The sequence below is a fragment of the Aureimonas altamirensis genome (assembly GCF_023702225.1).
GTDB lineage: Bacteria > Pseudomonadota > Alphaproteobacteria > Rhizobiales > Rhizobiaceae > Aureimonas > Aureimonas altamirensis_B.
On sequence record NZ_JAMQCO010000012.1, the window covers coordinates 86,356 to 107,629 of the forward strand.

General features: G+C 66.3%; 22 protein-coding genes. 13 read left to right on the top strand and 9 right to left on the bottom strand.

The annotated features are described in order from the left end of the window. Positions 1-64 precede the first annotated feature (64 nt). From NDN16_RS18155 to NDN16_RS18170, 4 genes are all read left to right on the top strand, one after another. Positions 65-403, top strand: coding sequence for a P-II family nitrogen regulator (locus NDN16_RS18155; protein WP_039196009.1), 339 nt, complete (start codon positions 65-67; stop codon positions 401-403). 58 nt (positions 404-461) lie between these two features. Continuing rightward, positions 462-1,781 (top strand): ammonium transporter, encoded by a 1,320-nt coding sequence (locus NDN16_RS18160; RefSeq protein ID WP_251114865.1) that lies wholly within the window; start codon positions 462-464, stop codon positions 1,779-1,781. 161 nt (positions 1,782-1,942) lie between these two features. After that, positions 1,943-2,281 (top strand): P-II family nitrogen regulator, encoded by a 339-nt coding sequence (locus NDN16_RS18165; protein ID WP_251114866.1) that lies wholly within the window; start codon positions 1,943-1,945, stop codon positions 2,279-2,281. Positions 2,282-2,294: 13 nt separating this feature from the next. Further along, positions 2,295-3,665: an ammonium transporter gene (locus tag NDN16_RS18170; protein WP_435301126.1), complete on the top strand. Its 1,371-nt coding sequence runs from the start codon at positions 2,295-2,297 to the stop codon at positions 3,663-3,665. Positions 3,666-3,729: 64 nt separating this feature from the next. Here NDN16_RS18170 and NDN16_RS18175 read toward each other — a convergent pair whose 3' ends face one another. Continuing rightward, positions 3,730-4,041 (bottom strand): GNAT family N-acetyltransferase, encoded by a 312-nt coding sequence (locus NDN16_RS18175; protein ID WP_251114867.1) that lies wholly within the window; start codon positions 4,039-4,041, stop codon positions 3,730-3,732. A 248-nt stretch (positions 4,042-4,289) separates the two neighbouring features. Between NDN16_RS18175 and NDN16_RS18180 the strand changes: the two genes are divergently transcribed. Beyond that, the gene (locus NDN16_RS18180) at positions 4,290-7,448 is read left to right on the top strand and encodes a DNA translocase FtsK (protein ID WP_251114868.1); all 3,159 of its coding nucleotides are present in this window, start codon (positions 4,290-4,292) and stop codon (positions 7,446-7,448) included. A gap of 170 nt (positions 7,449-7,618) precedes the next feature. Next, positions 7,619-8,251 (top strand): outer-membrane lipoprotein carrier protein LolA, encoded by a 633-nt coding sequence (locus NDN16_RS18185; protein WP_251114869.1) that lies wholly within the window; start codon positions 7,619-7,621, stop codon positions 8,249-8,251. Between the two features lie 2 nt (positions 8,252-8,253). Here NDN16_RS18185 and NDN16_RS18190 read toward each other — a convergent pair whose 3' ends face one another. Then, positions 8,254-9,141: an alpha/beta fold hydrolase gene (locus tag NDN16_RS18190; RefSeq protein WP_251114870.1), complete on the bottom strand. Its 888-nt coding sequence runs from the start codon at positions 9,139-9,141 to the stop codon at positions 8,254-8,256. Positions 9,142-9,225: 84 nt separating this feature from the next. On the opposite strand from NDN16_RS18190, the gene NDN16_RS18195 reads away from it, so the two are divergent. Then, complete coding sequence (locus NDN16_RS18195; RefSeq protein ID WP_251114871.1) at positions 9,226-10,029, top strand: exodeoxyribonuclease III; 804 nt, start codon at positions 9,226-9,228, stop codon at positions 10,027-10,029. Between the two features lie 33 nt (positions 10,030-10,062). Here the strand turns inward: NDN16_RS18195 and NDN16_RS18200 are convergent, their stop codons facing one another. The 4 genes from NDN16_RS18200 to NDN16_RS18215 are packed head-to-tail and all read right to left on the bottom strand — an operon-like array spanning position 10,063 to position 14,570. Next, complete coding sequence (locus NDN16_RS18200) at positions 10,063-10,446, bottom strand: hypothetical protein (protein ID WP_251114872.1); 384 nt, start codon at positions 10,444-10,446, stop codon at positions 10,063-10,065. A gap of 1 nt (position 10,447) precedes the next feature. Then, positions 10,448-11,869 (bottom strand): sensor histidine kinase, encoded by a 1,422-nt coding sequence (locus tag NDN16_RS18205; RefSeq protein WP_251114873.1) that lies wholly within the window; start codon positions 11,867-11,869, stop codon positions 10,448-10,450. Beyond that, the gene (locus NDN16_RS18210) at positions 11,866-12,339 is read right to left on the bottom strand and encodes a response regulator (RefSeq protein ID WP_251114874.1); all 474 of its coding nucleotides are present in this window, start codon (positions 12,337-12,339) and stop codon (positions 11,866-11,868) included. The genes NDN16_RS18205 and NDN16_RS18210 overlap by 4 nt, the downstream gene beginning before the upstream one ends. After that, on the bottom strand, positions 12,339-14,570 hold the full coding sequence (locus tag NDN16_RS18215; RefSeq protein ID WP_251114875.1) for an ATP-binding protein: 2,232 nt from the start codon (positions 14,568-14,570) through the stop codon (positions 12,339-12,341). The genes NDN16_RS18210 and NDN16_RS18215 overlap by 1 nt, the downstream gene beginning before the upstream one ends. Before the next feature lie 189 nt (positions 14,571-14,759). Here NDN16_RS18215 and NDN16_RS18220 point away from each other — a divergent pair, with 189 nt between their 5' ends. Then, positions 14,760-15,473: a superoxide dismutase gene (locus NDN16_RS18220; RefSeq protein WP_285292816.1), complete on the top strand. Its 714-nt coding sequence runs from the start codon at positions 14,760-14,762 to the stop codon at positions 15,471-15,473. A gap of 60 nt (positions 15,474-15,533) precedes the next feature. After that, positions 15,534-16,031, top strand: a complete 498-nt coding sequence (locus NDN16_RS18225) for a disulfide bond formation protein B (protein ID WP_251114876.1) — start codon at positions 15,534-15,536, stop codon at positions 16,029-16,031. A 4-nt stretch (positions 16,032-16,035) separates the two neighbouring features. Here the strand turns inward: NDN16_RS18225 and NDN16_RS18230 are convergent, their stop codons facing one another. Beyond that, positions 16,036-16,596, bottom strand: a complete 561-nt coding sequence (locus NDN16_RS18230) for an HNH endonuclease (protein WP_251114877.1) — start codon at positions 16,594-16,596, stop codon at positions 16,036-16,038. 150 nt (positions 16,597-16,746) lie between these two features. Then, entirely contained in the window at positions 16,747-17,433 is a 687-nt protein-coding gene (locus NDN16_RS18235) for a DNA-3-methyladenine glycosylase family protein (RefSeq protein ID WP_251114878.1), read from the bottom strand. Between NDN16_RS18235 and gluQRS the strand changes: the two genes are divergently transcribed. Next, positions 17,432-18,376 (top strand): tRNA glutamyl-Q(34) synthetase GluQRS, encoded by a 945-nt coding sequence (gluQRS, locus tag NDN16_RS18240; RefSeq protein ID WP_251114879.1) that lies wholly within the window; start codon positions 17,432-17,434, stop codon positions 18,374-18,376. The genes NDN16_RS18235 and gluQRS overlap by 2 nt on opposite strands. Here gluQRS and NDN16_RS18245 read toward each other — a convergent pair. Further along, positions 18,342-19,301, bottom strand: a complete 960-nt coding sequence (locus NDN16_RS18245; protein WP_251114880.1) for an AEC family transporter — start codon at positions 19,299-19,301, stop codon at positions 18,342-18,344. The genes gluQRS and NDN16_RS18245 overlap by 35 nt on opposite strands. A gap of 128 nt (positions 19,302-19,429) precedes the next feature. On the opposite strand from NDN16_RS18245, the gene NDN16_RS18250 reads away from it, so the two are divergent. From NDN16_RS18250 to NDN16_RS18260, 3 genes are read left to right on the top strand one after another with little or no spacing between them, the layout of a single operon-like run. Then, on the top strand, positions 19,430-20,305 hold the full coding sequence (locus NDN16_RS18250) for a DMT family transporter (RefSeq protein WP_251114881.1): 876 nt from the start codon (positions 19,430-19,432) through the stop codon (positions 20,303-20,305). A gap of 49 nt (positions 20,306-20,354) precedes the next feature. Beyond that, a complete protein-coding gene (locus NDN16_RS18255) occupies positions 20,355-20,543 on the top strand; it encodes a twin transmembrane helix small protein (protein WP_039196037.1) in 189 nt (62 codons plus the stop codon). Between the two features lie 15 nt (positions 20,544-20,558). Then, positions 20,559-21,134 (top strand): cob(I)yrinic acid a,c-diamide adenosyltransferase, encoded by a 576-nt coding sequence (locus tag NDN16_RS18260; RefSeq protein ID WP_251114882.1) that lies wholly within the window; start codon positions 20,559-20,561, stop codon positions 21,132-21,134. Positions 21,135-21,274 lie beyond the last annotated feature (140 nt).

Below are 21,274 nucleotides of genomic sequence, written 5' to 3' on the forward strand. Positions count from 1 at the left end.
GGACTGAACGCAAGCGCGGGCGTCGCCTTGTTGCGGGGCTTTCGCCAGATACGTCGAGGTGAACATGAAAATCGTGATGGCGATCATCAAGCCATTCAAGCTGGACGAAGTCCGGGAGGCTTTGACCGCGGTGGGCATCCAGGGCCTGACCGTTACCGAGGTCAAGGGCTACGGGCGCCAGAAGGGCCACACGGAAATCTATCGCGGCACCGAGTATGCCGTGAGCTTCCTGCCGAAACTGAAGGTCGAGATCGCGGTGGCAACCGACATGGTGCCCGCAGCGGTCGACGCCATCGCCGCCGCCGCCAAGACCGGCCAGATCGGCGACGGGAAAATCTTCGTCTTCGGCATCGAGCAGGCCGTGCGCATCCGCACGGGCGAGACGGATGCCAACGCCCTCTAGAGCCCGCCGGGCGCCGACGGCGCCTGATCTTCGGAACGCTTCAAGGAACGTCCAAACGATGCAGATACCAAGGATAGTACTGTCCGCCGCCATTCTCGGCGCCCTGTCCTCCGGCGCCGCCCATGCGCAGGACGCCGTCCCCGACGCCGCGGTCGCGGCGGCGGACCCCTATTTCTACGTCTTCAACACGCTTCTGTTCTTCCTTGGCGGCATCCTCGTCATGTGGATGGCGGCCGGCTTCTGCATGCTCGAGGCCGGTCTCGTCCGGTCGAAGAACGTGTCGATGCAGTGCCTGAAGAACATCTCGCTCTACTCCACCGGGGTGCTCGTCTACTGGCTGGTCGGTTACAACCTCATGTATTCGGGGGTCGATGGCGGCTGGTTCGGCCAGATCTCACCGATGACCTTCCCCGCGCCGTCCGCCGATACGGGCGACTATTCGCTGGCCACGGACTTCTTCTACCAGTCGATGTTCTGCGCCACCGCCGCCTCGATCGTCTCGGGCACGGTAGCGGAGCGCATCCGCCTTTGGCCCTTCCTTCTGTTCGTCGTCATCCTGTGCGGCGCGATCTACCCGGTGACGGGCGCGTGGCAGTGGGGCGGCGGCTGGCTGTCGGAAATCGGCTTCTCGGACTTCGCGGGCTCGACCCTCGTCCACTCGGTGGGCGGCTGGGCCGCATTGACCGGCGCCCTCATCATCGGCGCGCGCAAGGGGCGTTACGGCGCCGACGGCCGCGTCGTGGCGATGCCGGGATCGTCGATCCCGCTGGCGACGCTGGGCGCCTTCATCCTGTGGTTCGGCTGGTTCGGCTTCAACGGTGCGTCGCAGCTCGCGCTGGGCACGCTCGAGGATGCCGCCTCCGTTGGCCGCGTGGTCGTCAACACCAATACGGCGGCCGCGGCCGGCGTGATCGTGTCGATGGTCATCATGCAGCTCGTCTACAAGAAGGTCGACGTCACCATGGCGCTCAACGGCGCTCTTGGCGGGCTGGTGGCCATCACGGCCGAGCCGCTGACCCCGACCTTCCTGTCGGCGGCCGTGATCGGCGGCATCGGCGCGGCGCTGGTGGTCGTCACCGTTCCGCTGCTCGACAAGCTGAAGATCGACGACGTCGTCGGCGCCGTCCCGGTGCATCTCGTGGCCGGTATCTGGGGCACGCTCGCCGTTCCCTTCACCAATCCGGACACGAGCTTCTCGGCGCAGATCATCGGCATCCTGGCCGTCGGCATCTTCGCCGCCGTCGCCTCCGCCATCGTCTGGTTCGCCATCAAGGCCACCATCGGCGTGCGCCCCAGCGAAGAGGAAGAAGCCCTTGGCCTGGATCGCGCCGAAGTCGGCGTGGAGGCCTATCCGGAATTCTCGGCCGCGCGCGTCTGACGCGCGGCCGGAGCCGTCGGAGCGCGCCAGCGATCCGACCCTGAAACCGGGTAGGCCGTGCCGTTCGACGGCGCGGCCTACCCACGAAACGAACCCAAAGGTCCGCTGCAGCGGCGTCGGCGTTTCGGGGAGCCGCGTTTCCCCGCTCAAGGTCAAGACAGATGAAGATCGTCGTGGCGATCATCAAACCATTCAAGCTCGACGAGGTGCGGGAGTCGCTCATCGCCCTCGGCATCGAAGGGCTCACCGTCACCGAGGTGAAGGGCTATGGCCGGCAGAAAGGCCATACCGAAATCTATCGCGGCAACGAATATGCCGTGAGCTTCCTGCCGAAACTGAAGATCGAGGTGGTCCTGCCGTCCGACGCGGTGGCATCGGCCGTCGATGCCATCGCGGCATCGGCCAAGACCGGCCAGATCGGTGACGGGAAGATTTTTGTCTATGGCATCGACAGCGCCCTGCGGATCCGCACGGGCGAGACTGACGCCAACGCGCTGTAAGGGGACAGTTCAGATGAAACACTTGAAATCAGTTGTCGCCGGCGGGCTCGGGGGCGTCCTCGCCACCGCCGGCATGGCGCTCGCACAGGATACCGGCATCGGTCCGGCTCCCGTGGAGACGGCCGCGGCCATCATCGACAAGGGCGATGTCGCCTGGATGCTCATATCGACCGTGCTGGTGCTGTTCATGGTGCTGCCCGGCCTCGGCCTGTTCTATGGCGGCCTGGTGCGCGCCAAGAACATGCTGTCGGTCCTCATGCAGTGCGTGACGATCTGCGCCGTCGTGATGATCATCTACGTCGTCTACGGATACTCGCTCGCCTTCGGCGGGTCGACCAGCCCCTATTGGGGCGGCCTCGCCAAGCTGTTCCTGGCCGGCGTGACCGTCGACAGCACCGTCGCCACCTTCACCGATGGCGTGGAACTTCCGGAATACGTCTTCATCGCCTTCCAGATGACCTTCGCCTGCATCACGCCGGCGCTGATCGTGGGCGCCTTCGCCGAACGCATCAAGTTCGGCGCGGTGGTGCTGTTCACCATCCTGTGGGTGACGCTCGTCTACTTCCCGATCGCCCATATGGTGTGGGACGCGAACGGCCTGATCTTCAACGGCCTGCATGCCGGGGGCGTCGCGGCGCTGGACTTCGCGGGCGGCACCGTGGTGCACATCAACGCCGGTATCGCCGGCCTCGTCGGCGCATTGCTGGTGGGCAAGCGCACCGGCCTCGGCAAGGACATGATGGCTCCGCACTCGATGACGCTCACCATGGTGGGCGCCTCCATCCTGTGGGTCGGCTGGTTCGGCTTCAACGCCGGCTCCAACCTGGAGGCCACAAGCGGCGCGGCCCTTGCCATGATCAACACCTTCACGGCCACGGCCGGCGCCACGGTGGCGTGGATCCTGATCGAGGCGGTCGCGCGCGGCAAGGCGTCCATGCTGGGCGCTGTCTCGGGCATCATCGCCGGCCTCGTCGCCGTCACGCCGGCCGCCGGCCTGATCGGCCCGATCGGCGCCATCGTGCTGGGCGCCATCGCTTCCGCCGCCTGCTACTTCTTCGTGGCGGTCGTGAAGCCGGCCGCGGGCTATGACGACAGCCTCGACGTGTTCGGCATCCACGGCATCGGCGGCATCGTCGGCGCCATCGGCACCGGCATCTTCGTCTCTTCGTCGCTGGGCGGCATCGGCTATGCCGACGGCGTCAGCATGGGCGGCCAGGTCTATTCGCAGATCGTCGCCGTGGTGATCACCATCGTCTATTGCGGTATTGTTTCGGCGATCCTGTACAAGATCGTGGACCTGGTGATCGGCCTTCGCCCGACGCTGGAAGCCGAGCGCGAAGGGCTGGACCTGACGTCGCACGGCGAATCCGCCTATCATAGCTGATCGCGCCGCGGTCAGACTTAAGGAAAACAGGGGCGGGCGCCCGGCGCCCGCCCCTTATTCTCGTTCAGACGCGGCCGAAGGGCTTCTTCTCTTCGGTGGCCAGGTCCGCGTAACGCTCGGGATGCCGCTCGAACTCGGCGCGCACGTAGGAGCAGGCGGGAACCACCTTCATGCCCTTGTCCCGGGCGAAGCCCACGGCGAAATCCAGCAACTTTCCGGCGATGCCCTGGCCGCGCAGCTTCTCCGGAACGTAGGTGTGGTCGAACACCCAGGCGTCCTGGATGCCTGCGGGCGAATAGGTCAACTCCGCCCTGTCCTCGCCGTCTCCCGTCACGAAAAGGCCGCCACGGCCCCTGTCCTCATGCCTGATATCCATGCCCGTTCTTCCCGGTTGCGATGATCTCGTCCATCATCTGGGGCTGGATCGGCGTTCGGCAAATACTCTTCACGACTTTACGAACAGGGTTAAACGGCCTTTAACCTCGTTTGCCTAAAGTCGGGGATGACGGGCCTCCGGCTGCCGTTCCGCGGCCATGCCCACCACACCGAACCTGCCCAAAAGCGGCTCGGGTCTCGTTGAACGCATGCCGGCTGGTCGTCGGCGGGCAACAGGACAAAGCGCGAATGACCATGGCTACGATCGACGCAAAAGACGAATTCGAGGGCAGGCAGCGGAGCGGATTGTCGATCGTGGGCGGCGTCGCCCTCATCGGCCTTTCGGTCTACCTTGCCGCCGCACTCGCCACCTGGAACGTGGGCGATCCGTCGCTGAGCCAGTCCAATTCCAACCCGGTGGGCAATCTTGCGGGCGCATCCGGCGCCATCATCGCCGACCTTGCGATGCAGGTCTTCGGGCTCGCCTCGGTGCTGACGATCGTCCTGCCGTTCGTCTGGGGGCTCAGGCTGGTCGGCGGACGGCGGATCGACGGCGCCGGGCGCCGCGGCTGGTTTGCCCTCGGCGGCACCCTGCTTGCCGCGACGGCGCTGGGTTGCATCGGCGCGCCGGCCGGCTGGCCGCTGCCGATCGGCCTCGGCGGCATCGCCGGCGACATCGTCCTGAAGTTTCCGGCCCTCGTGACGGGGGCCTATCCCTCGGGTCTGGCCGGAAGCATCCTCGGCATCGTCCTCGCCGTGCCGGCGGCGTGGCTGTACCTCACCGGCCTGGGTTTCGTCGGCCGCGCGCGGCGCACGGTGCCGGCGGCGTCGATGGCGGCTGCCGCTCCGCGCGCGCCGACAGTGGCGGACGAAATCGAAGACGAGGAAGCCGGCGAGAGCCGCTGGCAGCTTCTGGCGGGTGCGGCCACCCATCTGGCCTATTCCGCATGGTCGGGCATCCGCCGGCCGAATGCGGATACCCGCCCCGTCCAGCGCCGCGAGCCGGGCTCCGGCCCGGCCTGGCGCGAAGAGCCGTCCATGGCGGCAGGCGCGCCGGTTGCGGCGTCCCCCGCCGCCGCCGGCCGCCCGCAGCGCGAAATCCGCGTGGTGGACACGCGGCCGCAGCAGCCGCACTTCGATGCCGTCGACATGGATGGCTTCGACGACTACGGCTATCAGCCGGCCGCGCAGCAGCCGCAGGCGCGCCCGGCGCAGCGGCCGGAGCCGCCACAGGCCCCTGCCTTCGACGAGGCCTATGACGTCGATGTCTTTGCCGAGCCGGCCTCCGACGCGGACGCCGCCGCGCGCCGTTTCGTGGATACCAGCCGCGCCACGGTGCGGCATGGCCGCAGCGACTGGAACGGCTCCTATGCCGCTTCGCGCCTCGGCAAGAAGCGATGGGAGCGCGACGACGAACCGTTCGATCCGGAAACGGGCGAGCTCGGCTTCGCGGCGCCGGACGGCCTCGACGATCGGGACCAGGAGGCGTTCGAGCAGTTCGAAGACCTTTCGCCCGACGAGCCTTCGGTCGAGGAACTGATGTTCGACGCACCGGCCAATTACGGCGATGCGCCGCCCTTCGATCTGGACGACGCACCCCGGCCCCTGCACGCCGACGAGCGCCCCCCGCGCGAGAAGAGCGGCGGCTGGCGCGACTTCATTCCGGCCAATGTGGTGGCCTTCCCGACACTCGGGCGTAACAGGACGCCCGGCAACGACACGGGCGTCGAGCGCCAGGAGCCGGGCTTCGCGCCATCGCGGCCCTCGGCCGCACCCATGCCCTCGCTGGAAAAGCCGGTTCGGGTGGTTCCGGCCTCCGCGCCCTCGGCCCCGTCGCGCAACACGGCGCCGGCACGCGTCTATCAGGGCGAGCCCGCCCATGCGTACCAGCCCGAGTTCTTCGAGCTGCCTTCCATCAATCTCCTGTCGCCGCCCCGGGCGCTGGCGCGCGACGATTCCCTGACGCCGGAGATGCTGCAGGAAAACGCGCGTCTGCTGGAAGGCGTCCTGGACGATTTCGGCGTCAAGGGCGAGATCATCGAGGTGCGTCCCGGCCCGGTCGTGACCCTCTACGAGCTCGAGCCGGCGCCCGGCATCAAATCGTCGCGCGTCATCGGGCTTGCCGACGACATCGCCCGGTCCATGAGCGCCATCGCGGCGCGCGTCGCCGTCATTCCCGGCAAGAACGCCATCGGCATCGAGCTGCCCAACCGCAAGCGTGAAACCGTCTATCTCCGCGAGATGCTGGCGGCCGAGAGCTTCAGCCAGAACAAGGGCAAGTTGCCGCTGACGCTGGGCAAGACCATCGGCGGAGAGCCGGTCATCGCCGACCTTGCCAAGATGCCGCATCTTCTGGTTGCCGGTACGACGGGTTCCGGCAAGTCCGTGTCCATCAACACGATGATCCTGTCGCTTCTGTACCGGCTGTCGCCGTCGCAGTGCCGCATGATCATGATCGACCCGAAGATGCTGGAGCTTTCGATCTACGATGGCATCCCGCACCTCCTGTCGCCGGTCGTGACCGATCCGAAGAAGGCCGTCGTGGCGCTGAAATGGACGGTGCGGGAGATGGAAGACCGCTACCGCAAGATGTCGAAGGTCGGGGTGCGCAACATCGACGGCTTCAACACCCGCGTGGCGCAGGCGATCGACAGGGGCGAAACCATCTCGCGCACGGTACAGACCGGATTCGACCGTGAAACCGGGGAGCCGATCTTCGAGTCCGAGGAGTTCGACCTGCAGCCGCTGCCGTATATCGTCGTCATCATCGACGAGATGGCGGACCTGATGATGGTGGCCGGCAAGGAGATCGAGGGCACGGTCCAGCGTCTGGCGCAGATGGCACGCGCCGCAGGCATCCACGTCATCATGGCCACGCAGCGCCCGTCGGTGGATGTCATCACCGGCACGATCAAGGCCAATTTCCCGACACGCATCTCCTTCCAGGTGACCTCCAAGATCGACAGCCGCACCATCCTGCAGGAGCAGGGGGCAGAGCAGCTCCTGGGCATGGGCGACATGCTGTTCATGGCAGGTGGCGGGCGTATCCAGCGCGTGCACGGCCCGTTCGTCGACGATTCCGAAGTCGAGGCGATAGTCTCGCATCTGAAATCGCAGGGCGTGCCCGATTACCTCGACTCGATCCTCGAGGAGGAGGACGAGGAGGATATGGGGTCCGGCGGCTCGGGCTCGGCCGGCGGCATGGATGAATCGGCCGATCTCTACGACCAGGCGGTCGCCATCGTGCTGCGCGACGGCAAGGCCTCTACCTCCTACGTCCAGCGGCGGCTGCAGATCGGCTACAACCGGGCAGCCTCGATCATCGAGCGGATGGAACAGGAGGGCGTGGTCGGGCCGGCAAACCATGCCGGAAAACGCGAGATCCTCGTACCGACCGACAATGCCTGATCCGGGATTTCCGGACGGTGCACTGGCATGGAGGCTCGCCGTCCCCATCTTGTGATGAAGAGGGGAAAGTAGCGCCCCAAAACTGCCCGAGGCCCGGATTATCCCTGGGGCCCGTACAAGGCAGGGACGCCAGAGACAAAAGGACCGTAAGCCCCATGTGGAATCGACTTGTGTCGAAAAGGCCGCGAAATCGTACTTCCATCCGGGCGCTCGCCCTGGCCGCAGCCCTGGCGCTGCCCATGGCCGTGCCTGCCTATGCGCAGTCCGCCGGCGCCGTGGCGCAGCGTGTGGCCGACCACTTCTCGTCCGTGCAGTCCATGGCCGGCAGCTTCGTGCAGTTCGACGCCGCCGGCAACCAGACCGAGGGCAAGTTCTATATCGAGCGTCCGGGCAAGATCCGCTTCGACTATAGCGGCCAGCCGCTCCGGATCATCGCGGACGGCAGCCAGGTGGCGGTCAACAATCGCCGCATGAACACGTGGGATCTGTATCCGCTGTCGAAGACCCCGATGAAATTGCTGCTCGACAGGCGCATCGACCTGTCGGCCGCCAACATCCAGAATGTCCAGGAAGGGCCGGACCTGACGACCATCGTCATGGGGGACAAGTCCGTCTTCGGCAATTCGCGCATCACCATGATGTTCGATCCGAACACCAACGATCTGCGCCAGTGGACGATTCGCGATGCGCAGGGCAAGGACACCACGGTGATGATCTACGACGTTCAGGAAGGCGTGCGCATCGACCCTTCCGTCTTCGTGATCCCCTACAACTCCATCGCCATGGGGCAGACGCGGGGCTGATATCAGCCGCGCTGCGAGAAGAACCCGATAAGCGCCCGCGTCACCGGCTCGGGCGCTTCCTCCACGACGAAATGTCCGCAGTCCAGCGCTTCGCCCTCGACGCTTTCGCACCAGCCGCGCCAGACGCCGAGAACGTCCCCCACCGACGCCGCGATGCCGTGGCCGCCCCACAAGGCCAGCGTCGGGGCGGCGATCCGGCGGCCGGACGCCATGTCTTCCTCGTCGAGCCTCCGGTCTTCCGTGGCGCCGGCGCGGTAATCCTCGCAAGCCGCATGGATGTAATCGCCCCGCGCGAAGCTGCGCCGGTATTCGGCGAGCGCCTCGGACGAGAAGGGCGCCAGCGCATGCGACTTCGTCCAGCTGGCGATCGTGTGGTCCAGGTAGAAGACGGCGTCGTTGCCGATCAGCCGCTCCGGCATGGGGTTCGGCTGGGCAAGGAACATCCAATGGTAGGTGCCGAGCGCCTCTTCGGCGTTCATGTGCCGCCACATCTCGGCAGTCGGCAGGATATCGAGAACCGCCAGCCGGCTGATGGCCGCAGGGTGGTCGAGGGCCATCCGGTACGCCACGCGTGCGCCCCTGTCATGGCCGGCGACGGCGAAGCGCTCGTGGCCCAGCGCCTGCATGACGGCGATCATGTCCTGCGCCATGACGCGCTTGGTATAGGCCGAGCCGCCCTTGCTGTCCGGGGTCGATGATTGGCCGTAACCCCGCATGTCGGGAACGAAGAGCCGAAAGCGCTGCGCCAGGGCCGGCACGATCCCGGCCCACATCGCGCCCGTCTGCGGAAAGCCGTGCAACAGCAGCAAAGGCGGCCCGTCGCCGCCGATGCGCATGTGGATCTCGGCGCCCGCCCCGGCGATCTTTCGCGTTTCAAAGCCTTCGAACATCACGCCTCCAGCGGGTTGATGCGACAGGACGCCTTGTCCATAAGGGGCCTGTCCTGCCCGAACCCGGAAAGTGTGCTACCGCCCGTGCCCTTCAAGATCGCGACATGGAATATCAACTCGGTGCGCCTGCGCATGCCGATCGTCGAACGGCTGATCGCCGAGACGGCCCCCGACGTGCTGTGCCTGCAGGAGACGAAATGCCCGAACGATCTGTTCCCTCGGGAGCGGTTCGAGGAACTGGGCTATCGGCACATCGCGCTGAACGGACAGAAGGGCTATCACGGGGTGGCCACGCTTTCGAAGATGCCCTTCGACGACGTCGTCAAGCAGGATTACTGCGCCGTCGGCGATGCGAGGCACCTGTCCGCCCGGATCGAGGTCGGCGACCGTGCCATACGGGTCCATAACCTTTATGTCCCGGCCGGCGGCGACGAGCCGGACCCGGCTATCAACCCGAAGTTCCGGCACAAGCTGGATTTCGTGGACGAAATGCGATCCATGCGCGCCTCGGGAGAGCCGGGCGTCTCGTCCATCCTCGTCGGCGACCTCAACATCGCGCCCTTCGCCGAGGATGTCTGGTCTCACAGGCAGCTCCTCAAGGTCGTGTCGCACACCCCGGTGGAGACGGATGGCCTCTTGCGCGTCATCGCCGAAGGCGGCTGGAGCGATCTCGTGCGGCAGGCGGTTCCACTGCCGGAAAAGGTCTATACCTGGTGGAGCTACCGCGCGAAGGACTGGACGGCGGCCGACAGGGGGCGCCGGCTCGACCATGTATGGTCCTCGCCCGATCTCGCACCGCATCTCCTTGCTGTCGATATCCTGCGCGCCGCCCGCGGATGGGACCGGCCTTCGGACCACGTTCCCATCGTCGTGACACTCGACATCTAGAGTGATTCCATATGAGTCGGAAACGCTCTAATGTCAGCGCGCCGCCAGCACCGCTTCATGCGCTTCGCTCAACCGCGTCAGAAGCGTTTCCGGAACCACAGGCTTCAGGCAGACGGACAGGCCGGGAAAGCGTGAACTGACCTCCTGGGGCAGGCCCGCCCCGGTGCAGATGACCATGGGGACCGAGCGCTCCCACAGGATTTCGAGCACGGGCGTCACCGGTCCTCCGTGCAGGTTGAAATCCAGGATGGCGGCGTCCACGGGCCCGTTCAGGCAACGGCTGACGGCATCGGCCGCCGCAGCCACCGGGCCGACCACCTGCGCCCCGACCGAAAGGAGCGTATCCTCGATATCCATCGCCACCAGCGGATTGTCTTCCGCGACGAGAACGCGCTTGCCCGCCCACAGATCCTTCATGTCAGACGCCTGCCCGCGCATCGCCCATCGGCGAGGGGGCGATATCCATCAGCGGCGCCCGGATGACGACCCGCGCCCCGTCGCGCGGAAGGGTCGACACGACGGTTCCGCCGATCTGCATCGTCAGGAGGCGCTGCAGCAGCGTCGTGCCGAAGCCCTTGCGTGTCGGCTCGCCGAGGATGGGCGGGCCACCGCTCTCCTGCCAGACGATTTCCAGCATATCCACCTCGCCCTCCCGGTCGATGGACCAATCGATCGCCAACGCTCCGTCCCGCGTGGACAATGCCCCATGCTTGGCGGCGTTCGTCGTCAATTCATGCATCGCCATGGAAAAGGAGACAGCCAGTTCGGATGGCAGGTACACCGATGGTCCCGATAACCTCACCCGTGAACCATCGTCATAGGCCGCCAGTTCCGACGATATGACCTCCCGCAGCAGAATGCCGCGCCACTGATCGTTGGTCAGCAGCGCGTGGCTTCGGGCAAGGGATGCGATGCGGGCGGAAATTCCGTCGCGGAACGCCGCCATGTCCGGAGAGGTCTTGAGCGTGAAGTTGATGACGGACTGCACGGTGGACAGGCTGTTCTTGACCCTGTGATGCAACTCGCGCACCACGATGGCCTGCCGCTCGCGCGTGGCCTTCTGGTCGGTCACGTCCTGCAGGACACCGATGCCCCGCTCGTTCCGGTCGCCCTCGGTCCCGAACCAGTCGCCGACCGCCGCCACGTCGCGCACCAGGCCGTGCCTGTGCTCCACCCGGAACTCCACCGCGAAGCGCTCGCGCGTGCCGCGCGCGGCATAGGCCGCTTCCCGCACGCGCGCGAGATCGTCCGGCGCGATGATGCCCTTGAACTCCTCCACCATGCGCACGGCTGCGCCGTCGAGGCCGAGGATTTCGAGCGAGCGTTCGTCGAGGATCACCGTGTCGTCGGCGATCGTCCATTCGAAGGTGCCGATCTCCGCCACGCTGAGCGCGGCGCTGAGGCGCCTGCGCGTATTGACGGATTCTTCTTCGGCGAATTCGCGGGCGCGACGCTCCTCGCCTTCCCTGAGGGCCCGCGCCACGCTGGAGCCGAGCCGGCCCAGCCGGGACTTGATGACGTAGTCCGTGGCCCCCTTCTTGAGCGCCTCGATCGCCACTTCCTCGCCCAGCGTCGCGGACACGAAGATGAAGGGGATGTCCGGTGCATGGATACGCGCCAGCTCCAGGGCCGACAGGCCATCGAAGGCCGGCAACCGGTAATCGGCGAGGATCAGGTCGAACCCGCCGGCTTCGAGCGCCTCCAGGAAGGCCGGCTTGTCCCAGACGCGTTCCGTCTCGTGGCGGATGCCGGCAAGGCGCAGGTGCTCCTCGATCAGCGCCGCATCGAGATCGCTGTCCTCCAGATTGAGGATGCGTGTCGCGCCGAGGGGTGGCGTCATACCTCGGTGACCTTCATCGGCCGCTCGCGCCGCCGGGGCGGGTGCGGCTCGTTCAGGATCGCCCAGAACACGCCGACATCCTGGATCGCCTTGAAGAATTCCTTGAAGTCGACCGGCTTGACGACGAAGGCGTTGACGCCGAGCGAGTAGCTGCGCACCAGATCGCTTTCTTCCTTGGAGGCGGTCAGCATCACGACCGGAATATGCTTCAGGTCGTCATCGGTCTTGATGCGTTCCAGGACCTGGAGCCCGTCCAGCTTCGGAAGTTTCAGATCCAGCAGCACCACCGCCGGATCGCCGGTCTCGCGGCCCTGGTGCGCGCCATCCGCTTTCAACCAGTCCACCGCTTCGGCGCCATCGCGCGCGATGACGACCTCGTTTGCCAGAAGGCTGCGTTCCAGAGCGTGCAGGGTGAGTTCCAGATCGTTCGGATTGTCCTCGACCAGCAGGATCGGTTTGATATCCGGCATCAATCGCCCTCCGTCAGGCGGGGAAGTGAGAAATAGAATGTCGCGCCCTTGCCGGGCGCGCCCTCGGCCCAGGTGCGGCCGCCATGCCTGTCGACGATGCGGCGGACGTTGGCGAGGCCGATGCCGCTGCCTTCGTAGTCTTCGATCCGATGCAGGCGCTGGAAGACGCCGAACAGCTTGTCGACATAGTCCATGTCGAAGCCGACGCCGTCATCCCGGATGAAGAAGACATCCTCGTCCTCGCCGGCTTCCGCGCCGATGGTGACGTGGCTGGGGTCCGTGCCGCGTGTGTACTTCACGGCGTTGCCGACGAGGTTCTGCCAGACCGCCCTGAGGAAGGTCGGGTCGCCGTCGACGGCGGGCAGGTCCGCGACGGTAAATTCGACGCTGCGGCCGCCGGTCTCGCTTTTCTGCATGCGCAGCACCTCGCCGACCAGCCGGTTCATGTCCACGCGGATCGGCACGAGCTTCGATCGACCCATCTGCGAGAAACCCAGGAGATCGTCCACCAGGCGTCCGGCCGACAAGGCCGAGTCGATGATGGTGTCGACATAACGGCCGGCGCGCTTGTCTTCGCCGACGGCGGAACTCTCCTTCAGGAGTTCCGCAAAGCCGACGATATGCCGGAACGGCGCGCGCAGATCGTGGCTGATCGAATAGGAGAAGGCTTCCAACTCGCGGTTGCTGCGGCGCAGCTCTTCCGTCAGGCCGGCCATCTCCTCCGCCTTGCGCATCACGATGCCCACGATGGCGTTGCGCAGGCTGGCGGCGGCGGCCAGTTGCGCCGGCGTCCACGGGGCGGACCGCAGGTGCACCGTTTCCTTCCACATCTCGAAGGAGGTGCGCGGATTCAGACGCTCCTGACGCGGATCGGTGGTCTTGCGCGGGTCGCCGCCCCAGCGCACCGTATGGATCTGCTCGGGCCGGAACCACAGGACGTAGCTCGGATGAAGCTGCGAAATGGAGATGGCCACCACGCCGGAGCCGGTGCCGGCATAGGCCTGCGCGCGGGGCGTGGTCTCGGCGAGCGCATCCGTCGCGAACACCTCGTCATGCGACTGGGTGCGGAACAGCCAGGCGACGAGATCGCGGATGTCCTCCTCGGCGGGGGTTTGCCCGACGGTTTCCAGAAGGTCGCTCGTCACCACCGCGGCGCCGGCCGCGTCGGTCAGTGCGAGAAGGTCCTCGGGACTGCCCGACAACCCTTCCGAATAGTGGCTGCTCAACGCCATTGCGGACAGAAGCCGCGCCTCGATGGCGTGACGGGCCACGCGCTGGGCGGTTTCCTCGCTGCGCAGGCGCGCCCCGATCTGCAGCGCGACGACCTGCCCGAGAAAGTCGCAAGCCGTGCGCACATGGGCGGGCACCCGCCGCGGCGTGGCGTTATGGCACGAGATCAGGCCCCACAGACGGTTGTCCTCGACGAGCGAGATGGACATGGATGCGGGCGTACCCATGTTGCGCATGTATTCGACATGGACCGGCGAGACGCTGCGCAGCGCCGAGTAGCTGAGGTCTATCGGCCCGGCTTCCGCCGGCACGAGCGGCACCGGCCGATAGGCGGCGTCCGGGATGATGCGCAACCGGTTCAGGCGATACAGCTCCCGTGCCTGTGCCGGGATGTCGGCGGCCGGAAAGCGCAGGTCCAGATACGACGGAAGCCTGTCGTTGCCGTCCTCGGCGATGACGGTGCCGTTCCAGTGCTCGTCGAAGCGATACACCAGGACGCGGTCGAAGCCGGTGAGGGCGCGGACGATGCGCGCCGCGGCGGCGTTCAATCCCTCCAGCGTCGCGTGGGTGCGGCTTTCCGATACGAAACGGCGAATCTGCGGATACAGCGTATCGAGCGAGCCGGCCGCCTCGGCATCCGCTTCCTCCAGTTCGACGATGATGAACGGGCCGCTCGAATGCGCCAGCATCTCGAAATGCTGCCCGAAGAGTTCCACACGGCCGAAGCCAGCCGGTCCGTCCGCAGGCTCGCCGGCGTCCAGTACGGGTTGTGCCTGCGGCAGGATGTCAGCAAGCTGCGCGCCGACGACCCCGTCTGGCCGCTGCAGATGCATGCCGGCATTGGCGCTGGCTGCGACGATGGCATGCGACGTGCCGTCGACGACCAGCAGAAACCCGTGCGGCTGTATGCTTCCGGGGATATGGATCGGTTCGCGGGCACATCGATCGGCAAAGGACGCCGTCCTGCCCTGCACGCCACCAGCTTCGGCATTTTCAACCATGGGTGGCATCCTTTCCGCCGCACTCTCTAAGTGCAACGCACGAGTTTGCCAAGCGGTCCCGGTCGCGGGTGGGCATTCGGCCATTCAAGCAAGTGTGTTCGCCCTGCGGCGCGATGCCCGGTTGCAGATCGGCGCGGTGCGCTAGGTCCACGCTCCAAAGCGGAGACGCGCAGCAAAAGGGATACCGACATGCTGAAACTCGCAGGCCTGCCCACCCTGATCGTCGCCGGCCTGATGGCCGGTCCTGCCCTGGCGCAGGAGGCCGCCACGGCCGAAGGGCCATTCACGCTCGGCGAACTGCCCTACGCCGCCGACGCCCTGGACCCGGTCATCGACGCCGAGACGATGACGCTTCATCACGATAAGCATCACCGCGCCTATGTGGACAATCTCAACAAGGCCGTCGCCGCGGACGAAGCGCTCCAAGGCGTGACGTTGGAGGATTTCGTGGCCAATGCCGGCACCTATCCGGCAGCGGTCCGCAACAATGCCGGCGGTCACTGGAACCATACCTTCTTCTGGGAAAGCATGGTGGCGCCCGATGCGGCCGGGGAACCGTCCGAGGAACTCGCGGCGGCGATCGAGGCCGTCTATGGCGATATGGACGCGTTCAAGACCGCCTTCAACGAAGCGGGGGCCGGACGCTTCGGTTCCGGCTGGGTGTGGCTGATCGTCAACGACGAGAACGAACTCGAGATCACCTCGACGCCCAATCAGGACAATCCGCTGATGGACGTGGCGGAGGACAAGGGCACACCCATCATCGGCAACGATGTGTGGGAGCACGCCTATTACCTGAAATACAACAACCGGCGCCCGGAATACCTGTCGGCCTGGTGGGACGTGGTCAACTGGGACGTGGTCTCGCAACGTTACGACGCCGCGCTGGCAACCGCCAACTGACCCTTTGCCGGCAAGCGGCAGCCATGCTATCGCGCTCCGCAGCATATCGTGGAGTGCAGCATGGCACAGTCGCAAGCCGGGCAGGGCGTCGCCGCAGTCGGCCTGACCCTCGCAATGGGGGCCGTGGTCGGCGGCGCCCTCCTGTTCCAGCATGTGGGTGGCTACATGCCGTGCGCCCTCTGCCTCGAACAGCGGACACCTTACTATATCGGGATCGGCGTCGGCATCGCCGCCATCGCGGCGGTGTCGGTGCGCCTGCCGCAGGCCGTGGTGCGCGGGCTTTTCGCACTTATCGGCCTCATGATGCTCTGGACGCTGGTGCTGGGCGCCTACCATGCCGGGGTCGAATGGGGGTTCTGGGCGGGGCCGGCGGATTGCGCCGCCGGCGGCGCCGTGGACCTGACGGGCGATCTCCTGTCCAGCATGGATGCAATACGCCCACCCTCCTGCAGCGAGGCTGCCTTGCGCGTCCTCGGGCTTTCCATGGCCGGATGGAACGTGCTCGCGGCGGCGGCCCTTGCCTTTGCTGCTTTCCGGACGGCGATGCGACGCGGCTGAGGGCTTATTCGGGCTCCAGCTCCGTATCCCAGTAGAGATAGTCGAGCCAGCTATCGTGCAGGAAGTTGGGCGGGAACATCCGTCCGTTGTTGTGCAATTCGTGCACGGTCGGCTGGAAGGGCTTCTGCGCCGGGAACATGCCCGCATCCTGCGGCATGGCGCCGCCCTTGCGCAGGTTGCACGGAGAGCATGCGGCAACGACGTTGTCCCAGGTGGTCAGCCCCCCGCGCGAGCGCGGAACGACATGATCGAAGGTCAGGTCGTGCGGCGAGCCGCAGTACTGGCACTGGAAACGATCCCGCAGGAAGACGTTGAACCGGGTGAAGGCAGGGTGCCGCGCCGGCTTGACGTAGGTCTTGAGGCAGACGACGGACGGCAGGCGCATCGAGAAGGATGGCGAATGCACTGCGACATCGTATTCGGCCAGGATGTTGACGCGGTCCAGGAAGACCGCCTTGATCGTGTCCTGCCAGGACCAGAGCGAGAGTGGGTAGTAACTGAGCGGTCTGAAATCGGCGTTCAATACGAGAGCCGGAGTCAGACCGGGATGCACCGCGATCGTCAAGGATGGTCTCCTCTACCGAAGCAGCATCTCGCAAAATCGAATCCGGTCCTGCGATGATACGATGCTCATGCCCGAAGAATTCGCTGTGGCACTATCGTGGCGCATCATGTCGGCTTTGTGAAGCCGCGCAAGCAAGGCTTGCGGACGGATTCACAGGCGGGTTCGGGCTTGTTGCAGTGCAACCGGGGTGGCGTCCCTGCGGGTAACGGCCGCGTAATATCCCCAGAACAGGCGCGCAGCCACAGAGCGGTGCGGCGACCAGAACTCGGCCATCGCCCGCAAGGGCTTGTCGCGCGGGCGTTCTTCCATCCCGAAAGCGTGCGCCACCGCCACCTGGAGGGCGAGGTCGCCCGCTGGGAAGACGTCGTCGCGGCCCAGGCAGAAGAGCAGATAGCACTCGGCCGTCCACGGACCGATGCCGGGAACGGACGTCAGCTCGGCGATTGCGGTGGCGCTGTCGGCTGCTGCGACGCGATCGAAGTCGAGCGTGCCGGTGATGACGGCGGAGGCGATGGCCAGAAGCGCGCGCTCCTTGGCCCGCGAAAGGCCTGCGGCCCGGAAGACGGCGTCGTCCAGCGCCAGGATGGACGGCGCGTCGTTCAAATCCACCATGCCGGCGAGGCGGCCGGTGATCGCCATCGCGCTGGCGCGCGAAACCTGCTGGCCCATCAGGGTTGCGGCAAGGCCCGGCAGGCCCGGATCTCCGGCGCGCAGGGGCAGCGCGCCGGCCCGCTCGATCACGGGTGCAAGGCGCCCGTCCATGCGGGCAAGGGCGTCGAGCCCTGTCCTGATATCATCCGGACTCCGAATCATGCAGGTGAAGATAAGAGGAGTCATGGTCCAGTCCAACGCGGCACCGATATTTCGCTTCGCTCCCAGCCCGAACGGCGCGCTGCACCTCGGCCATGCCTATTCGGCGCTGATCAACGCCGACATGGCGGCGCAGGCAGGCGGCACGTTCCTGTTGCGGCTGGAGGATATCGATACGGCCCGGTGCACGCAGGCGCTGGAGGCAGCGCTGGTCGACGACCTCGCCTGGCTCGGCGTGCTGCCGCCGCCGCCCTACCGCCGGCAATCCGAGCATTTCGCCGACTACGCGGCCGCCCTCACGGCGCTGGCCGATGACGGCCTCGCCTATCCCGCCTTCATGACGCGCGGCGATATCCGGGCCTTTGCCGCGCGCTCTGAAGACGAGACCGGCTCGCCTTATCCGAGAGATCCGGACGGAGCGCCGCTCTATCCGCGCCTGGACCGCCATATGGGCGAGGACGAGCGAATGAAGGCCATCGCCGATGGGCTGCCCTATGCCTGGCGGCTCGACATGGCGGAAGCGATCCGGCGCGTCGGTATCGTGTCCTTCGTGGAAACCGGCGGAGAAGACGGCGAAGCCGAAATCGTGGCGGAGCCGGCCCTCTGGGGCGACGTGGTGCTGGCGCGCAAGGACGTTCCGACCAGTTATCACCTGTCGGTTGTCGTCGACGATGCGCTGCAGGGGATAACGCATGTGGTGCGTGGGCGCGATCTGGCGCCCTCCACTTCGGTGCACAGAGTGCTGCAGGCGCTTCTGGGCCTGCCGGCCCCCATCTATCATCATCACGATCTCATCCTCGATGCCGACGGTCGCAAGCTGTCCAAAAGCATTCGATCCGTGGCGCTGTCGACGTTTCGCCAGGCCGGCATGACGCCTGCCGACATCCGCCGGATGGTCGGGCTAGGGCCTGGATTCCCTTTGGACGGGCAACGTTCTAAGCCAGAACGAGCAACCAGATCGTCAGGCTGACGGCGGACAGGGCGGTCGTCATTATGATCGTCGTGGCGGCGATGCCTTCGCCGCTGCGGAAGTAGGTGGCGAAGAGATAGGCGTTGACGCCCGAGGGGCAGGCGGCCATCGCGACCGTCAGCGCCAGCCATTCGCGCGGCAGCAGCAGCGCACCGACGGCAAGGACCGCAACCGGTTGGACGACGAGCGCCAGCGCCGAGATTGCCAGCGCCACCGGCATGTCGCCCCGGATCCGAAACCGCGTCATCGTTAGGCCGAGCGAGAACAGCGCCACGGGCCCGGCCGCGCCCGCCATCAGCGTCACGATCTCGCCGAGCGGGCCGGACAGCGGCAGGCCGGTCAGGCGGAAGGCCAGTCCTGCGAAGATGCCGAGAATGAGGGGGCTCCTGATGAGGTTGCGCCCGACCCGCAGCGCGATATCCGCGACGGGCAGCCGCGGTCCGGCCCCGGTCTGGCCGTCGCGCGCATCCAGAAGCGCGGCGCGCTCGATGAGCAGCGTGGAGCCCATCATCATCAGCGGCAGATGGACGGCCAGCAGCATGGCGAGGACGCTGAGCCCCGCCTGGCCGAAGGCCAGCGTGGCGATGGGAACGCCGACGAAGACGAGGTTGGAGAAGCTCGCCCCGACACCGGCGATGACGGCGGCGCGACGATCGCTGCGTCCAAGCCGGCGTGCGACGAGCATGCCTAGAGCGAAGGCCACGACGACACCCGCGAAATAGGAAATCCACAACGCCAGCGGATTGCCGGCGTCGAAGCGCGCGGTGGCTAGGGTTCGAAACAGCACCGTCGGCATCGCTATGACGAAGACGAATGCCGAAAGCGCCTCGGGTGCGGAGTTCGGCAGAAGGCGGGCGCGGCCGGCGCCGTAGCCAAGCGCGATCAGGCCGAAGACGGGGACGATGATCGAAAGGATAAGGGCCATGGAACCGGCGGCTGGAACGCGTAAACGGATCGGGCGGCAACCGTTCGGTGCTTTCAACCACCCGCATTGCCTGATACGGGATTGGAACCTGTAATTCCATCCCCAGGCCGGTCCCGCCGGCGTCGACCATGATCCGGCTCGTTCCACTGTTTCCCGCTCTCTTCGTGCTCATCTGGTCCACCGGCTTCATCGGTGCGCGCTATGCCATGCCGCATGCCGAGCCCTTCACCTTCCTGGCCATGCGCTTCGCCCTGGCGCTTTGTCTGTTGCTGCCCTGGATCGCGCTGGCGCGCGCACCCTGGCCGCGCGGCAGGCCTGCGCTCCATGCCTGCATCGCCGGAAGCCTGATCCACGGCCTTTATCTGGGCGGTGTCTTCTATGCGGTGAGGCACGGCCTGCCTGCCGGGATCGCGGCGCTGATCGTCGGGCTGCAGCCGATCGTGACCGCGCTGATGGCGGCGTCCTTCCTTGGCGAGCGCATCACCCCACGCCATTGGATGGGCCTGCTGCTCGGCCTTGTCGGCGTCGGCCTGGTCGTGGTGCCGAACCTGTCGCCCGATGGGGACTACCGGTGGCAGACGCTGCTGCCCGTCATCCTGGCGGCCATAGCCATCTCGGCCGGGACGGTCTGGCAGAAACGCTTCGTCGGCGGGGTCGACCTGCGCACCGGCACGGCGCTGCAATATGTGGGAGCCCTGCTGCCGGTCGCCCTGATGGCGCTGGCGACGGAAACGATGGCCGTCGACTGGACGGGAGAACTCGTCTTCGCGCTGGTCTGGCTGACGGTCGTCCTGTCCATCGGGGCCATCCTGTTGCTGCTCTTCATGATCCGCGAGGGGGCCGTCTCCAGGGTGGCGTCCCTGATGTACCTGACGCCCGGCGTCACGGCGGTGATGGCGTTCCTGCTGTTCGGCGAAAGCCTGACGGCGGTGCAACTGCTGGGCCTCGTCATCGCCGGAGCCGGCGTCCATGCGGCCATGCGCCCCGGCCGCAAGCCGGTTTGAAGCGACGGCCTTTCCGACTATATCGAGGGAAAGCAACTGGAATGCCGGCATGTCCTCCTTTCTGACCTATCTTGCCCTGGCCGTGATGCTGGCCGTCGTCGCCGTGCTGGTGGCGGGCCTGCGCAACATGCTGGTGGGCGGGCCGGGCAACCGGTCGCAGAAACTGATGCGGCTTCGGGTGATGTTGCAGGCGATCGCCGTTCTGATCATCGTCATCTTCCTTGTATTCGCACGCTGACCGGACAGGAGAGAGATGGTACGCCTGACGCGCATCTACACCCGCACGGGAGACAAGGGCACGACCGCGCTGGGCACCGGCGAACGCCGCCCGAAAGACGATCTGCGCATCGAAGCCTATGGCACCGTCGACGAGCTGAATGCCGTCATCGGCGTGGCGAGGCTGCATACGGAGGCGGCCTCGGACGGGGCGCTGGCGCGTGTCCAGAACGATCTGTTCGATCTCGGTGCCGATCTCGCGACGCCCGATACCGGCAAGCCCCTGCCATATGAACGCCTCGCGATCACGCAGGGGCAGGTCGGAAGGCTGGAGCGGGAGATCGACGCCATGAATGCGCGGCTTGCGCCGCTGAACTCCTTCGTGCTGCCGGCAGGCACACCGGCATCCGCCCATCTGCACCATGCGCGGACCGTCGCACGGCGCGCCGAGCGGTTGATGGTCGGCCTGTCGAGAGTGGGTGGCGAAACGGTTTCGGAGCCCGCGCTGCAATATGTCAACCGCCTGTCGGACTGGCTCTTCGTCGCGGCGCGCATCGCCAACGACGATGGCAGGGCCGATGTGCTGTGGGTGCCTGGCGGCACGCGGGCCTGAACCTGGAACGGTTCGATCTTTGACGTAAACGTAAATTGCGCTTATGCCTCTAGCGCGCCTTGCGGGGCAGGATGGAAGGGAGAAGACCAAGGTCCATGAAGATACTCGTCTGCATCAAGCGCGTTGTGGATTACAACGTT